The organism is Candidatus Fokinia solitaria, from assembly GCF_003072485.1.
In the GTDB taxonomy this organism is placed as follows: Bacteria; Pseudomonadota; Alphaproteobacteria; order Rickettsiales; family Midichloriaceae; genus Fokinia; species Fokinia solitaria.
In genome coordinates this window covers 87,965-104,370 of sequence record NZ_CP025989.1, presented here as the reverse complement: position 1 = coordinate 104,370, position 16,406 = coordinate 87,965, and the positions used below count along the sequence as shown (strand labels likewise).

The 16,406-nt window shown below is 35.8% G+C and carries 15 protein-coding genes and 2 tRNA genes; 8 read left to right on the top strand and 9 right to left on the bottom strand.

Annotation, left to right across the window (positions count from 1 at the left end):
- Positions 1-134: 134 nt before the first annotated feature.
- Together nuoL and secY are read left to right on the top strand one after the other, a co-directional pair.
- Positions 135-1,982 (top strand): NADH-quinone oxidoreductase subunit L, encoded by a 1,848-nt coding sequence (nuoL, locus tag Fsol_RS00530; protein ID WP_108672963.1) that lies wholly within the window; start codon positions 135-137, stop codon positions 1,980-1,982.
- Positions 1,983-2,028: 46 nt separating this feature from the next.
- On the top strand, positions 2,029-3,315 hold the full coding sequence (secY, locus tag Fsol_RS00525) for a preprotein translocase subunit SecY (protein WP_108672962.1): 1,287 nt from the start codon (positions 2,029-2,031) through the stop codon (positions 3,313-3,315).
- Positions 3,316-3,531: 216 nt separating this feature from the next.
- Here secY and Fsol_RS00520 read toward each other — a convergent pair whose 3' ends face one another.
- Genes Fsol_RS00520 through Fsol_RS00510 form a run of 3 tightly spaced genes read right to left on the bottom strand, consistent with a single transcriptional unit; the run spans position 3,532 to position 6,604 of the window.
- Positions 3,532-4,638 carry a D-alanine--D-alanine ligase family protein gene (locus tag Fsol_RS00520; protein ID WP_108672961.1) on the bottom strand — a complete coding sequence of 369 codons (1,107 nt, stop codon included), beginning with the start codon at positions 4,636-4,638 and terminating at the stop codon, positions 3,532-3,534.
- Positions 4,635-5,390: a signal peptidase I gene (lepB, locus tag Fsol_RS00515; RefSeq protein WP_108672960.1), complete on the bottom strand. Its 756-nt coding sequence runs from the start codon at positions 5,388-5,390 to the stop codon at positions 4,635-4,637. Before lepB ends, Fsol_RS00520 begins: the two co-directional genes overlap by 4 nt.
- Before the next feature lie 14 nt (positions 5,391-5,404).
- Positions 5,405-6,604 (bottom strand): FAD-dependent monooxygenase, encoded by a 1,200-nt coding sequence (locus tag Fsol_RS00510; RefSeq protein ID WP_108672959.1) that lies wholly within the window; start codon positions 6,602-6,604, stop codon positions 5,405-5,407.
- Between the two features lie 11 nt (positions 6,605-6,615).
- Here Fsol_RS00510 and ispE point away from each other — a divergent pair, with 11 nt between their 5' ends.
- Both ispE and secD read left to right on the top strand, forming a co-directional pair.
- Positions 6,616-7,542, top strand: coding sequence for a 4-(cytidine 5'-diphospho)-2-C-methyl-D-erythritol kinase (gene ispE, locus Fsol_RS00505; RefSeq protein WP_108672958.1), 927 nt, complete (start codon positions 6,616-6,618; stop codon positions 7,540-7,542).
- A gap of 51 nt (positions 7,543-7,593) precedes the next feature.
- The gene (gene secD / locus Fsol_RS00500) at positions 7,594-9,135 is read left to right on the top strand and encodes a protein translocase subunit SecD (protein ID WP_158521586.1); all 1,542 of its coding nucleotides are present in this window, start codon (positions 7,594-7,596) and stop codon (positions 9,133-9,135) included.
- On the opposite strand, the gene Fsol_RS00495 is transcribed toward secD, so the two are convergent.
- Together Fsol_RS00495 and Fsol_RS00490 are read right to left on the bottom strand one after the other, a co-directional pair.
- Positions 9,124-9,567 (bottom strand): ATP synthase subunit B family protein, encoded by a 444-nt coding sequence (locus Fsol_RS00495; RefSeq protein ID WP_108672956.1) that lies wholly within the window; start codon positions 9,565-9,567, stop codon positions 9,124-9,126. The two genes, secD and Fsol_RS00495, sit on opposite strands and share 12 nt — an antisense overlap.
- Positions 9,568-9,600: 33 nt before the next feature.
- On the bottom strand, positions 9,601-10,839 hold the full coding sequence (locus Fsol_RS00490; protein ID WP_108672955.1) for a glutamate--cysteine ligase: 1,239 nt from the start codon (positions 10,837-10,839) through the stop codon (positions 9,601-9,603).
- 67 nt (positions 10,840-10,906) lie between these two features.
- Here Fsol_RS00490 and Fsol_RS00485 point away from each other — a divergent pair, with 67 nt between their 5' ends.
- Positions 10,907-11,527 (top strand): ribonuclease D, encoded by a 621-nt coding sequence (locus Fsol_RS00485; protein WP_108672954.1) that lies wholly within the window; start codon positions 10,907-10,909, stop codon positions 11,525-11,527.
- Between the two features lie 92 nt (positions 11,528-11,619).
- Positions 11,620-11,694: transfer RNA gene (locus Fsol_RS00480), tRNA-Asn, on the top strand.
- 123 nt (positions 11,695-11,817) lie between these two features.
- On the opposite strand, the gene Fsol_RS00475 is transcribed toward Fsol_RS00480, so the two are convergent.
- A complete protein-coding gene (locus Fsol_RS00475) occupies positions 11,818-13,836 on the bottom strand; it encodes an ATP-binding protein (RefSeq protein ID WP_145958094.1) in 2,019 nt (672 codons plus the stop codon).
- Positions 13,837-14,200: 364 nt separating this feature from the next.
- On the opposite strand from Fsol_RS00475, the gene Fsol_RS00470 reads away from it, so the two are divergent.
- Positions 14,201-14,276, top strand: a tRNA-Lys gene (locus tag Fsol_RS00470).
- Between the two features lie 76 nt (positions 14,277-14,352).
- Positions 14,353-14,892, top strand: a complete 540-nt coding sequence (locus Fsol_RS00465; protein WP_158521585.1) for an NADH-quinone oxidoreductase subunit J family protein — start codon at positions 14,353-14,355, stop codon at positions 14,890-14,892.
- On the opposite strand, the gene yihA is transcribed toward Fsol_RS00465, so the two are convergent.
- From yihA to Fsol_RS00450, 3 genes are read right to left on the bottom strand one after another with little or no spacing between them, the layout of a single operon-like run.
- Positions 14,885-15,496, bottom strand: a complete 612-nt coding sequence (yihA, locus tag Fsol_RS00460) for a ribosome biogenesis GTP-binding protein YihA/YsxC (RefSeq protein WP_158521584.1) — start codon at positions 15,494-15,496, stop codon at positions 14,885-14,887. The two genes, Fsol_RS00465 and yihA, sit on opposite strands and share 8 nt — an antisense overlap.
- Positions 15,489-15,815 (bottom strand): Grx4 family monothiol glutaredoxin, encoded by a 327-nt coding sequence (gene grxD, locus Fsol_RS00455; RefSeq protein ID WP_108672950.1) that lies wholly within the window; start codon positions 15,813-15,815, stop codon positions 15,489-15,491. Before grxD ends, yihA begins: the two co-directional genes overlap by 8 nt.
- Before the next feature lie 17 nt (positions 15,816-15,832).
- Complete coding sequence (locus Fsol_RS00450) at positions 15,833-16,402, bottom strand: NifU family protein (RefSeq protein WP_108672949.1); 570 nt, start codon at positions 16,400-16,402, stop codon at positions 15,833-15,835.
- Between the last annotated feature and the right edge of the window lie 4 nt (positions 16,403-16,406).

The following is a 16,406-nucleotide window of genomic DNA, read 5'->3' as shown; positions in this document are numbered from 1 at the left end:
AGATGTTATAAATACTTTTCTTATGGATTTCGACGTAAAAATCACCATGTATCGCATACGATTTTAGAAATCCAAGCCTTGATGTTTCTAATAAATTTATTCACACTCGTCAATGAATATAGTTCTCTTCACTTATGCTGATATACCTTGCTTCGCTTACTCTAACGGCACCATTACTAAGTGGCATAATACAATACTTCTTTTGTAGTACCACTAGAAAGCATTGCGAACTTATATCGATGACAGGAATTTTGCTAAGTCTTTTCTGCGCAGCATTACTTTTTTATGAGATCTTCCTTTCTTCAGCAGAAATACAGCATTCATTTTACAGTTGGCTGAAGGTCGAAGATATAAAATTCGACTTTAGCATTACAATAGATACGACAATTGCTGCAATTTTATTAGTCGTCTGTATCGTTTCCGCAGCGGTACATTTGTATTCTATCGAATACATGAGTAATGAGCCTTCCATTAAGCGATATATGCTATATTTAGCACTTTTCACATTCTTTATGGTATTTCTTCTGATATCCGGAAATTTGCTTCAAATGTTTATAGGCTGGGAGGGAGTAGGATGTTGCTCTTATTTTCTAATATGTTTTTGGTTTGAGAAAAGCAGCGCTACAAAAGCTGCGCTAAAAGCATTTCTTACAAATAGAATCGCGGATATTTTTCTTCTTGCTGGAATAATTCAACTTGTATTGAAGTGTGGAAGTGCCGATTTTCACAACATCGCACTTTATATCAGCTCACTACAAGAACATGATGCTACAATAGATATTATTGCATGCTGTATTCTACTCGGTGCGATGGGCAAATCTGCGCAAATACTTTTCCACGTATGGTTACCGGATGCAATGGAAGGACCAACTCCAGTATCAGCATTGATACATGCGGCAACAATGGTTGCAGCAGGTATCTTTATAATCGTAAAATGTCAGACGATATTTGAGTACTCAACGATAGCTTCAAATATTACATTAAGCGTTGGCGCGATAACTGCCTTCCTCATGGGGATAATGGCAATTTTTCAGACTGATATTAAAAAAATCATCGCTTACTCTACATGCAGTCAACTCGGTTATATGTTCATGTCATGCGGAATACGCTTATACTCAACGGGAGTCTTTCACTTAATCACTCATGCATTTTTTAAAGCCTTACTTTTCTTGTGCGCAGGTAGCATCATACATACACTGCACGGAGAACAGAACATTTTTAAAATGAAACTTTCTATTAGAAGTACGCCACTTACTTATTGCGCTATGATAATTGGCATTTTCTCCATTACAGGAGTATTTCCATTTGGAGGATTCTTTTCTAAAGAAATGATTATAAGCGGTATATATCAAAGCGCTGCCGATAGTGTGCTGTGCTATATAGCTTATATAGTAAGTTTGATTAGTGCATTCTTTACCGCAATATACTCTTTCAGAATGTTGCTGATCATTTTTCACAGTAATGGCACACAAAAATACTTAAGCGATACTGAAACATGGAAAATGAAGGCACCTTTGATACTCCTCAGTCTATTATCGGCAATAATAGGTTATGTAGGATATCACACCAGCATCTTTAGAATTTCCACTAACGTTCAGACACTCTCATCGCAAATTGAGCACATACCAATAGCATGTACATTATTAGGAGGTATAGTCGCATATCTCATGACTCGAAAGTACACTACATTACGATTTATACCTAATACAGTTCAAAACATTGCATACCTTGCAGTAAATAAAAAATTCTACTTCGAAGAATTTTATGCGAAATGCGCCGGAAGCTTATATCAAATAGCTGATATAGCTATATTTATCGAGCATTCTGTCCTCGATGGAGGTGTATCAAAAATTATAGAAGCATATACTTTTATCTCTCAAGTATTGCAAAAAATATACCGTGGAAGAATCGAATTTACCCTTAGAGCAATCTGTATTACGGTGCTTACAATTGCAATCTTGCTAATGTACTTTAAGCTGTAACTATTGTACTATAGCATGATATAGAACATTTTTCCCTTACAACGAGATGCTGCCAATACTTAAGAGAGTGCTATTTGTCTTAGGAGCCCTCTTAGTGTACAGATTTGGAACTTATGTCACGATTCCAGGTATAGATTTGACGGTATTAAAGAAAGTAGCAGACGATGCTTCTGCAAAGGGATTATTAGGCGTTTTCAATATGTTTACTGGTGGCGCTTTGTCACGCATGTCAATATTTGGCCTCAATATCATGCCATATATCACTGCTTCCATCGTGATGCAGCTGTTATCTGCAATAGTACCTTACTTGAGTGAAATGAAAAAAGAAGGTGGCGAGACAGGAAGAAGGAAAATCGCTTCGTATACGAAGTATTTAGCTTTGCTTTTGGCATTTTTCCAAGCTTATGCTTTAGTCAGTGGTGCAGAACAGATTTCAATCGATAACGCTGGTATAGTTATAAAAACAGGATTTCACTTCAGATTAGTAGGTACCATAAGCATGGTAGGTGGCACTGTATTCATGATATGGCTAAGCGATCAGATTACCAAACATGGAATAGGTAATGGTAGTTCTATGATAATATTTTCTGGAATCTTAGCAGGTTTGATCCCCTCAATCACTTCACTCTTTAGTATGATGAAGGTAAATGCTATTTCCGTATTTTCATTACTGTGCTTTATATTCTTTACTGCAGTACTTCTCTTCATCATAGTATTTTTTGAAAGAGCGTACAGACCTATTGCCGTCACTTATCCAAGAAAGCAGATTGGTAATAAAATATACTCCGGGGATTCTACTCACATCCCTCTAAAGATAAATACTTCTGGTGTTTTAGCGCCTATTTTTGCTAGCTCTGTACTAATTTTCCCTTCTACCGTTATAAATCTTTTAAGCGCTTCTACTAATCCGATAGTGACTTGGCTTTTGCAAAATTTTGGATATGGTAAGCCATTATATATCGCGTTATACTTAATATTTATAATCTTTTTCAGCTTCTTCTATACTTCCGTCGTTTTCAATCCTGCTGATACTGCAAATAATCTAAAAAAGAATGGCGCTATTATACCAGGTACACGCCCTGGTGAGCATACTGCAAGATATATAGAATCTATCCTGTTAAAACTTAATGTTATAGGAGCGGCATATATATCGTTTGTTTGCATTGTACCGGAAATGTTAGGCGCAAGATACTCGTTACCGTTTTATTTAGGAGGTACAAGTCTTCTAATAGTCGTAAACGTCTCTATCGAACTTTTTCAATATATTCAAAACTATTTAATTACTCTTCAGTACAGCAGTCTTATAAAAAAGGGACGGGCTGTAATAAGATAGTGCAATTTCAGTCATCTCATCGTCATTTTTCGATAAACTGGTATTTATGGCGTAAATACTAAAGTCACTCTATTTTCTATATACTCGTAAGTTGAAACTTGTACTTTTAGGTTATCAAAGAGTATGAAAAAAACTTATAAATTTCCGCATAGTACACTCTTGTACCTCATCTACTGCTACTATTTTCTTGCGCTTCGTGACTTTGATTTATTACTTTTACCTGCACATTATCACGCTATTTGAATGATATGAAGACACTAATTCTGCGTTATCATTGAGTGCTACATCTACTAAAGTCTTGAACACTTCTTTCTGTGACATACCTTTCGATTCTAATAACTTCGTATACATGCTAATCGAAGTGCAACCTGGTATTGTGTTAATTTCATTCACATAAAGGTTAGTATCATCCATTAAAAAATCTACTCTTGCCCATCCTCTACATTTCAAGACTTTAAATGCAGATTCAGCAGTATGTGCGATAATTTCGTGCTGTTTATGCGTAATGGAAGCAGGTATTGCCGTAACGACATTCTTCTGATTACAATACTTAGCTTCATATGAGTAAAATCCATCTTCTACTATTATCTGTCCCGCATCTGAGCTAAATAACGTGCGCTTGCCGTTTTCTATCTTTTCAAGAACACTACATTCTAACTCCATTCCTTTTATCATTACTTCTACCAATACATCAGAACTATACAATAATGCATTTCTGATTGCGTTTTCGTATTCTACTTCAGAACGTACAGCGGAAACTCCTATAGAAGAACCACAACTACACGGCTTCACAATCATATCCTCTACTCCTAACATCTTAGAAGCTTCATGATACCCTACGAAATTCTCTTCATTTATTTCCAAGAAAGGCACTGTTGCAATATCATGATAAGATAAAATCTTTCTTGTCAGAATTTTGTTCATGCAAATCACCGAGCCTGCTATATTGCTACCAACGTATTTTATGCCATATAACTCTAATGTACCCTGTAGCATACCATCTTCCCCCGATGCACCATGTACTAACGGAAATGCTACGTCTATGCTATATTTGCGCTTATTTTCAGTATGAAGCATCACTCCATCGTTATTCTTTATGAGATGGCAAATTTGCGATTTATCAGCCATTTCATCATCACACGATGTAATATGAGGAAATGACGCATGTAAGTACCATATGCCGCTACGACTGATAGTGACTACAAGCACATTAAAATCATCTTTTAAGCAGTTAAATACATTTCTACCGGAAATTATAGATACCTCATGCTCCGGCGATTCTCCACCACATATAAGAAGTACGTTCCTCTCTACCTTATTCATAATATTCTAAAAATCTCCTTCATTTTAGCGACATTCATTTCGGATATAGCAGTTATTATCTTATCTGTATTCCATATGACACATTCAGCTCTACCTATAAGATCTAACTCATCCACCATACCTAAGCCGTTAAAGTTTCTGCTATCATTAGAATTATCTCTATTATCGCCCATAAAAAAGTATTTTCCTTGCGGTACTACATACGTTCCTTCCGCTCTTATCATGCTAATTGGAATTGAAAATTCTTCCTTCTCACGCACATACATCACTTCTCTATAACGAACATCATACTCTTTTCCATTTGGAAGTTTTTCGGTATATTCTCGATATTTGCATAATTTTCCAGTATCGCAATCCTCAACTCCATCACCAATTTGAGTTTTCTCTACGATTACATTATTCACGTACACATCGACACCGTGCACTCGGACAACATCTCCTTCCATTGCTATCAATCTCTTAATACACGTAGGTGCATTCACTAAACCGCAGTGAAATACAATGACATCTCCAATACGAGGCTTTTTATTGAATATTCTATGATGTAAATGCGGATTAATCCAACTTGAGTAATTACCATATCCATAGGAAAATTTACTTACCATTACTACATCTCCTACCAACAAAGATGGCACCATAGAAGAGCTTGGTATTTCGAAATTTTCGAAGATAAAATTTCTTATAATAGAAGATAGCAGAAGTGCTATCAGCAGCGGCTTCAATACTGAATTGACAAACTTGTTAGACTTCATCACTTAGTACAAATTTATATATTTTGCATAATCTTCCTTTTCAGCGGATTCATACAATTGAATGCATTCATCCCTATCTTAATCATATTACGTATAAATTTGCTATTACTTTGTACTCCAATATAGTGCATTGCATTTGTCATGAGTGACACAGAATTAATCTGCAATTTTCTATCGCAGTGATACTGTTCTAACAACGTCATTGCGCCAATATCAATCTGTACACTGTTATATCTCAGTATTAATTCACTTAAACTGATCACGTCGTGCAATCCAAGGTTAAGGCCAAGCCCTGCCAAAGGATGTATTACATGACCAGCATCTCCTACAAAAGCGGTTCTTGTGTGATATAGCTTCTGCATTCTTTTTTCCATTAACTGGTACGATTGAATCTCTGAAGTAATTTCGACATTGCCACATAGATTACGCAATTCAAGAGTTAATATCTTTTCTAGTGCACTGTTAGATATAGTACTGATTTTTTCTGCACTCTGATTTTTCAATATCAATACTACTGATGACTCATACGGAGAGCTATACGGCAGTAGTGCAATTGTGGAATTTGCGCTAAACTTCTCTATTGCCGTATTCTTAATGCTATACGGATGATTGATATTAAAGCACATTGCTGTTTGCATGTAGCTTCTCTCATATGAAGCAATATTGAAATACTTTCTAACAAATGAATCCTTACCATCAGCGGCAACTAATAGCTTCGCCTTGCATTCAATTTTTTTTCCGTCAGAGGTGCAATGTATAAGCACTTCTCCTTCATCAACATGAAGTTCATCAATGGATGTCACAAACAATAACTCCACATTATGAAGAGTCGTTTTTAATTTATCCGCTATCGTTGTTCTCAGCTTTGACTCTGAGATCATATATCCTATACTATTGCCAGCATTATCAGCTTTTGATATCGATACCAATTCTTTTTCATCTTCATCTATTACTAGTATATCATCAATTCGCTTCTCTTTGCTTATATCACACTCATCTAAAAGCTTGTTCTTCAGCAAAAATGATATAACATTATGAGAAAGCGCAAAAGCTCTATCATTTCGTTTTTCATGTTTTATTTGTGTTTGCTGTAAAGTGCAATCTGCATTGTCAATTACAAGGATTACATGCATATCATTGTGAGCTAGTGTATGTGCCAGTGTCATACCTGTAACGCCTCCTCCGATAATCGCTACATCATATTTGTTAAGCATTATGTACTGCAATGGATATAACAAAAGAATACATAGCAAAATCGTACGCTAAATTGAATCTCTTCCTTAAAATTTGCGACATATTACCAGATAATTATCACGAAGTATGCACATTGCTTGCGAAGATTAATCTGTTTGACACAATTACGATAACATTTAACAAAAGAAGGTCTAAATTTTCTCCTGCTAGCATTAGCATGTTCTCAGATACCGGGGAAAGCATCGAAAGTGTAGAGCATAATCTTATACTTAGCGCAGTAATGGAAATACTGAAGTTACTAGAGGCGCAATATGGTAAACAACACTACGTTATAGATCTGATATCGAGAATGAGAATTAAGATCCAAAAAAGGATTCCTATCGGTGCAGGGCTTGGCGGCGGTTCTTCCAATGCTGCTACAGTAATACGTTTCCTATATGAGAACTTAGAGCATCTCACCATCAAAGATATCGTGCTAATCAGTTATAAAATAGGAGTAGATGTTGCGTTTTTTACACGTAATTATCGATGCGCATTAGGCAGACATAAAGGAGAGAAGCTTATAAAACTCACTCCGTATTATCGCTACTATGCAGTCATAGTGTGTCCTAATTTCAGTTGCAATACAAGTGACGTATATCAACATTTTGTATTGAAAAAAGCGGATAAAACGTATGACAAGAAAATTCTCGAAATGAGAAATACACCGGAAATAAGAAAAGATTTTGTATTCGCTATTGGTAACGATCTTGAGAAGACGGCAGTTCTTTTATATCCTGAGATATCAGACATATTAAAGACGTTAGCTTCAACTTCAGCCGTATATTACAGTATGACAGGTACTGGTTCTGCATGTTTTGGATTATTTGTAACCGAAAGAGTAGCATTATTGGAAGCAAAGAAGTTAAGGAAAACTCGAAATAACTGGTCAGTATATGTATCTAAGGTGAATTTTTAATAAGTGAAAATAATGAATTACTCTAAATGGTCGCTAACACTCTACTGTCTTGTGTGCTTCTTTTTTACATATTGTGCAATTCCTACATTTTTAAATGCGAAAGGTATCAAATATAATGAGAGGCATTTTATCACTGCACCAATCACAATGGGGTTAGATTTAAAAGGAGGTATCTCCATCACTGCGGAACTCGATATTAATTCATACATTAAGACTGCTCTTGAGTCTAAAAGTACGGATATTGAATCTTTCTTGTACAAGAATAACATAAGCTACTCGAGTATAGATATACAGGATAACGTACTACAAATCGTAGGTGTAAAGTTGGATGAGAGACAGTTGAAAGAATTAGTTTCAGATCTTGGAAAAACTACGTGTACGCAATGCGTAACGGAAACAACAAACGGTATTAACATCACTCTTACAGAAAAGCATAATCAAATAATTACCGAATCGTTGATAGAGAGAATTATAGAAATCATAAAAAAAAGAGTTGATGAATCAGGGACAAAAGAAATAGAGGTGATAAAATTTCAGGAAAATAAAATTTTACTCAATATACCAGGAATCTACGATATGCAGAGTATCAAGAGATTACTCGGTACTACCGCAAAACTTGAATTAAAAGAAGTTGTTTTATCAGATAAACAGAGAACACGAAGTACTTCCATGGAAGAATTGCCTCTCTTGAATAACGATATAGATCAGAAAAAACTATACGTCTATAAGCGCCCTATTATAGACGGTTCTATGATAGTTGATGCGAGAGCACTGAGTAATGGTGGTGAATATGTAGTATCATTTTCTTTAAATAGCGAAGGCGCGCAAAAATTCGGCACATATACATCTAAAAACGTAGGAAAATATATTGCAATTGTCATCGATAATAGAATTATCAGTGCGCCATCAATAAAAGAGCCTATACGTGGAGGAAATGGTATGATATCAGGTTCATTTTCACTAGAAAGTGCCAACGAATTAGCTTCTATGCTGCGCTCTGGTAGTCTTCCAGTAGCATTAACAATAGTAGAAGAAAAGGTAATAGGTCCTACACTAGGAGAAGCATCGGTACACTCTGGCACCGTCGCAACTATCATTGCACTGCTATGTATCGTAGTTTTCATGATACTCTTTTACAAAATATGGGGACTTTTTACTAATATCAGTTTGTTCTTAAATCTTGTTATCATAATTGGCATTATATCGCTTATGAATGCAACACTTACGCTTCCAGGAATCGCAGGTATCGTACTAACTCTAGGTATGGCAGTTGACGCAAATATTCTAATTTTTGAAAAAATAAAAGAGGAGCTTCGTCACATCAGAACGGAAGAAGGTAGTATTTCTAAAAAACATATCGTTGCTACGATTAAAAAGTCTTATGCGCAGGTAATGAGAACAATTCTCGACGCTAACATCACAACAATCATAGCAGCACTCGCTTTGTACATATTCGGAATGAGTGCGCTGAGAGGGTTTGCAGTTACAATTACTGTAGGCATACTATCATCTGTCTTCACAGCAGTAGGTACTACGTACTTTTGCGCTGCAATATGGTGTAGTAATTTAAAAGCGAAAAGATTAGAGATGTGATTTAAGGCGATACTCTTCCACAATTTGCAGATATGCGTCCTTAACTAACTCATCAGTAGTACTATGTAATTCTTCTGCACTCACTGTTAATTCTGCGCTCATTTTCATATAGCGCTCCCTGTACTGCTGCTTCAACTTTGTCCTAGTAGATTCTACTATGTCCCTTGCTTTCATTATAGCGCTAGCATCGATATCTTTACATTTTTGAGAAGTAGTATGCAGTTCCTGCTCTACTTGTACCTGTATAAGCTCTATCTCTTTTTCGATCTTACTTATTAAAGCGACATTAGACTGCAATACATCCGCTCTTTGCCGCTTTCTATACATAAGTCTAGGAATAAATACAAAATGACAAAATAAAAACAATGCACCAAGAGAAATGCATAGCCAAATCAGATTTGAAATCCAATAATCTAATGGTATCAGTATCATTTTCACGAATTAAGCTCCTTCACACGTAGAAGTCTAGCATATACAAGATAACTCTTCCATAGTAGCAAGAGTAGTAAGTTGTACTATAAGGCCTTCCAAAGGATTACTGTAAGGTATATGGTCTATATTTGCGATTGACATTCCAGGAGTATTCAGATTCTCGCCACTTCCTTTTTTGGTATTAGTTCGTAATAAAGTGGCGTGATGCTGTCCGCCAATAGTATATAGCATACGTTCGCACGAAGCATTCTCTGACATTAATGATGAGAGAAACAGCTTCTCGTTTTCATTACATAAAGTGCTATACACGCATTCTTGTATTACAAAGTTATTTTCTATACCGCTTTTATAAAGCTCTTCTCTATTCTTCTTATTAAGCTTTCTGATGTCATCGCCTGAAAATACAGCAATATTCGCCCTACCAAATGTACCGTTGTCTGATTTCACAAATACCTTAGGTGCATCTTTAATCCCGTATAATGCATATTTTTCGCTAATTCTTTTTATAAGAGAATCTACTGCCAATGCTAAAGATTCGCTTTCACTCTTCCAACTATCTCCACTCATTGAGACATATGATATCAACGAACAAAAGAACCACGAATCGCAATTCAGAATCTTTGAAACTTCCACTGCAAGCGCTTCATATTTTTGAAAAAAGTTATACTTACTTCTGCGATACCAGCCATATAGAGGATTAGGTAACACACTCTTCGCAGACGATAATATCGAAGACATACCATTTGTAAGGTCTTTATTCAAAATGATTAAAGCATCGTCGTTTATGGTGGTATTATACTGTAAAATTGGCAATTGTCGAAAATTCATGATTGCATCTTGCAATTCGATAAATAACAATTCGTTATCAGTGTCCAACAATAAAGAAAACTCTACCTTGAGTCTTAAAGCCACTTCTCGAAGAATCTTCGACAATCTTACAACATTCCGTATATAGAATGAGTTTCGAGTAAAGTTCTCAGGTATAAGATATATTGCTGATATACTTTTACGAAACTTATCAGTATATTCTGAAATATACTTCTGAAATGCCTGTACAATTTCTTCATTATACCGTACATGCATGAAACCCGCAGGAAACATATTACAATCTACCACGGTACTCTTATAGCAGGACTCTCTGAAATCAATCGAGTAATATAAAGGCACAACGATGTCATTGGCAGTGTATCTATCAACTAGTTCTTTGTACCACTTAGCAGTCATTTCTTTCTTCTCAGAAAGTAAAGCGCATATTTTACTGTACTCTTTCACGATTTTTTATAATCTAGACAAGGATGATAATCTTCCTCTTAGATACTGTTTTAGTCAATCTTTTTGTATGATCGTACACTATCACATTAACGATATACCGTCGTCGCTACTCGAGAATGAATACACTGCCGTAGCGCTTGATACAGAAGCAATGGGATTGCATATAATGAGAGATAGGATGTGTTTAGTGCAATTGTGCTTCGGCACAGATGAAGTGCATCTCGTGCATTTCCGCAGCAAAAACGACTATATAGAAGCGGTCAATCTCACTACGCTCCTGTCTAATGAAAAACTCTTAAAGATCTTTCATTTCGCAAGATTTGATGTAGCAAAACTACAGCAATCATTTAATATATCAATGAAGAATATATATTGTACAAAAATCGCTTCAAAGTTGTCACGCACCTTTACGGATTATCACGGACTAAAATCGCTTTGCGCAGAATTACTCGGAGTAAAACTATCTAAAACGCAACAAACATCGGATTGGGGAGAAGCAGTCCTCACAGAAGAACAAAAGGAGTACGCTGCATATGATGTATTGTATTTACATAAGCTAGTGGAGAAATTAAATAAGATCCTTATAAGAGATGGAAAAATGGAGGTAGCACAAAAATGTTTTGACGTAATTCCAACGATCGCTGCACTAGATATTGTCGGATTTAATGAGCAAATTTTTTGTTTTTAGAATTTAAGAAGTGAATTTGCTAATTTGTAATTGAACGTACACTCAAAATCGTATACTACTCTATATTGTGAGATGATGTATGTCTCATAAATTCCTCGGTAGCTCAGTGGCAGAGCAAGCGGCTGTTAACCGCTTGGCCGTTGGTTCGAATCCAACCCGGGGAGCCAAGTCTCTGCACGGTCGCGTGTAACGGCGAGTTGTGCTTACGGTTAGGGTAATCAAGATAATCTACCCATCCAAAATGAGAATTCAGAAATTGCGAAAATGCTGAATACACTCGCTAAAATAAGCTATTTCGGCAGCTCTAGCCCTAAAGCTTTTATGTACTTCTCTTTGCGCTTTTTTGCTAATTCTGCAAATCTCTTTATACTTATTAATTCATACGTTAGATGTATTGGCTCTCTTTTGTTATTATATACACCTTGCGGAACCTTCATATAATGATGTGACTCTTTCAAAATAGTCCAGCCCTCTTCATTCAGATAACCTTGAGTAGATTCCATTTTTTCAATCGGCTGAATAATCAGTAATGTGAATCTCGAATATCGATTACTCGACATTGCACTGATTATCTTCGCATACTCCTCGACCTGGTCAGTAACGTGCTTTATTTGCTCTCGTGATGATTGTGATTTAAACTCTATTATCACTACTGGCTCGATGTGTTCACTATCTTGGAATATACATAAATCTGGCCTCTTTCTTTTCTCTTTATTCGCTGCCCCAGATCTGTCTGATAGTTCCACTTCAAAGTCTTCAATTTTTAGATCAGAAGCGATATACTCATGGTTATAACCGATATACTTGTCGTCAATCAGCCATAAATTGGCTTTATCATATGCTTCTTTTTCTTCGTTACTGTACTTTTTAAATCTTGGAAAGACAAGCTCATGTATACAAGATTCTTTACTTTCTTGCTTAATATATTCTTCGAGTAACCGCAAGATTACATACTCTTCTGTTACCGCGCGTGCTAAAGAATCCTTCCTAACATTCTGAATTGCGTCAGCTATATTACAAATTTCTTCTTTTAAAGAAGTCTCTGGAAATAATGTTCCTTGTTTGTCCTTTATGTTATCTGCTATCTTCTCATTGAACTGTAGTAGCCTTTCTTTAAGACCATTAAAGCTTTTAAATCCTTTTTTTGCCAAATAAATGTAACCTTTTTCAGCTATATCATCCTCCGTGTCATCCGGCTTGTACTCAAAACATCGATCTTTTACTTTTAAGAATGGATACATATCGTTTACTCTATTAATTTTATCCTCTTGAACAGAATAGTACTTTTCGAGTTCCTTTTTCAGCTTACGCTCAACTTGTTCATTGCAACTCTCTGTAATACTATCAAAAGTCTCCTGCTTTATATCAAATTCCTCCCTATTATCTGAAACATGTTTATTTAAATAGTCACTTTCTATAATACCTATATATCGCTTCTTCTCATCATCTTCGTATAAAAATTTTGATTTACCTTGAAAAAAAGATGTGTCTTTCGTCACCTCAACAGCATCCGCTACATATGTAATATAATTTCTACATTCATTCGTTTTTGCTTTAATACGGTTAGTCACCAAATGATAGATTGTAAACTTATCATCAATATCCTTGATAGTAAAAGATTGCTCAATATCAGACAGATCGTCAATATCAGTATTTGTAATGAAACTTTTACCTTGCAATTTAATATCGATGCAAAATTCACTTTTCTTAAGTAATATTAATTTCAGTAGTAATTTTGAAAAAATTTTCTCCTTCACGTCCTCTTCATCAGGCGCTGCCATAGGTATAGCATCATCAAAATCCTTATTCTTTTTCGCTATATCATAAACACATTCAACTACCGTTTTTTTCGCTTCAGCATCGCAACTATTAAGGCTCTGTTTCTCTGAAAATCCTTCTATGTTGTTTTGGTTATAGTTGCACTCCGCTAAATCGAAAGAAAATCTTTTATTATCATCAAAGCTCTTAACTTTGATCTGATGAAAAGATCTCATAATTTGAAATCTTCCTACTCCCTTACAGCCAAGTTTTTGATTTGTACTTGAGTACAGATTTTTGAATGATTGAAAATTGTCTTCGCTAAATCCAACTCCGTAATCAGAAATTTTAATATAATTAATATACTTTTTCTTATGTATCTCCTTCGTTGTGTATTCTATCTCGATAGTAACATCTTTATCTACCTTCTCGTTATTACATTCGGCATTGACAGCATTGAGAAGTAGTTCATAAATAGGACTTAGCACATCGTATCCTTTATTACTCTTTCTGCGAACTCTATTCAGCGTGCCTAGCAATTCAAAGCTCATATCATCCGCTCTACATTCATATCTGGTACGATTTACCAAATTCTACCAAATAATTCAACGGATATGAGAAATACTCTAAAGCGCTACTTGAGACAGTTTCAAACTGTGACAGTCTATGATCGTTAACTCGCATGAAGGAAACAGCCCTCCCTGCCTGCTTGGTGAGTTATTTTAAGACATCGAAAGTTCAGAGACAAAATAGAATTACATGTTCTCCATCATCTCCTCCCCTCCTCTCCTCATCTCTTCAGCGCCAATCGGTTCACCAAGCAACTTCTTGGAAATTTTCAGAAAACTTCCGAATTATATAGACAAGTCAGCCATATTTTTATACCATCCACTCGTAGTGTCAAGATACTGCCGTGATCCTGTAGCTCAGTCGGTAGAGCAACTGACTTTTAATCAGTAGGTCATGCGTTCGAGTCGCATCAGGATCACCATAACAATCTCGAGTTCATGAGTCCAACGATATTATCCGCCGACTTTCTTTTCGTCTGCATATCTTCCACTATTATTTTGTGCTTAGCATACACCGTTATTTCATCAGTACTTGTTTACACTACACTTGGTGTAATACTTGCGTTTGTAGGTACATCATTTTTATACATAATGATGGGTGCGGAGTATCTTGCCTTCATGCTACTCATAGTATACGTAGGCGCGATTGCGGTACTTTTCTTATTCGCAATAGTAGGCATGTCACAAGAAAGTGAGATGCACGAAAAATCAAAAATAGCACTATGGCCATTTCTTGGAGTAGTACCGCTGTTGTGCGTAAACGTGTATTTACTCAACATAGAAGGCGAAGTCAAACAGCCAAAGGTATTCAAAGCAACAGAAATCGGTATTGCATTGTACGACTCTCATTATCAGTACGTAATACTGATAGGCTTTATCTTACTGATAGCTACTATAGGTGCAGTCTTATTGTGCATCAAACACAGTAGCACTATCAAATCGCAATCTATGTGGAAGCAATATATATCAAAACATTCCGTAAAACTTGTTACTCCTAAATCAGGCAGTGGTGTTAGTATCGATCGCGATTCTAAATAACTTCACTGATTAATTCTCTTAATGCTGATATATTTTTACCTTTTTTACTACTTGTGACAATCGTTGCTTCTCCTATACCTTCATCTAGGCCATGCTCTTTTAAAATACTCTCTAGATTCAATCTAGCATGCTCTCTCGCTTCTTCGCATACTTTATCGCCTTTAGTGAATACTATTACAAATCTTCTCCCTTCTTCGCATAATAGCTTTATCATCTCAATATCATTCTCTTTGCATCCTCTCCTTATATCAATCAGTAACAGTAAAGCCTTCAGAGATGTGCTATTCGCTATATAATTTCTTGCAATATTATAGCTTTTTCCGATCTCGACTTTACTACGTCTTGCGAAGCCATACCCTGGCATATCGACTATCATCAATTTGTCATCAATCAAAAAATAATTAAGCTGCATTGTACAGCCAGGCTTCATCGATTTTCGACATAATCCCTTACATTCCGTGATTGCATTGATAATACTTGATTTTCCAACATTCGACCTTCCGTATACGGCAATCTCAGGATACTGTAGTTGCTTTAACGCATAACTAACGCTTGTAGTACCACATACAAATGTAGCATTTTTATAGTTGATACTATTACTCATCATACAACATGTGTTTTCTCAACAACGATTCAAATTCTCCATTTTCGTACATTATCTTCATAATATCAGAACCTCCTATGAATTGCTGCTTAACATATAACTGAGGGATTGTTGGCCATTCTGAATATATCTTGATACCGCTTCTGATATCATTATCTGACAATACATCAATCGTCAAAAAGTGTAGATTAAAACGATTCAAAATCGCTACTGCCGTACTGGAGAAACCGCACATTGGAATAGAGGCAGTACCTTTCATGAAAAGCACGATATCATTCGCATTGATAATATCTTCTATTTTTTTCTGTATATCACTCATAGCTCATTACTGATTAATTAAATAGCAATCACCTCCACTACTTCAGGGATATAATGCTGCAGCATTACCTCAACGCCATTTTTCAAAGTATAAGTTGAACTCGGACACCCGTTGCATGCGCCTGTCATTTTAACGTATACTTTTCCTTCTTCAAATTTCACAAAAACAATATCTCCGCCATCTTGTGCAACTGCAGGCTTAACGAGTTCATCTAAAAGCTTTTTTATCTGATTAGAAATCTCATCATTGGTGCAGTTTTTTTCTTCATCATTAGTGCATTTTACGATATCTCCTTGAGAGTTGCAGAAATATTCTACAAGCAAGCAGGATAACTCCATTTGTAGAGAACTCCATTCAGAACCTTTAACTTTTGTCACTACAACAAAATCACCGGCAATCATTACATCAGAAACTGCCTCATTCTTTAGAATAAGATCCGCTAATTCGGAAGTATAAGACCTTGATATACTCGATCTATCGAATATGTACGATGTTGAACTTTCTATTAATCTAGCTTGAAAGACGAACTTTTTAGCTTCTGGATTTGGAGTACTTTCAATACTCACCAATTGATTGACATATGACATTTCT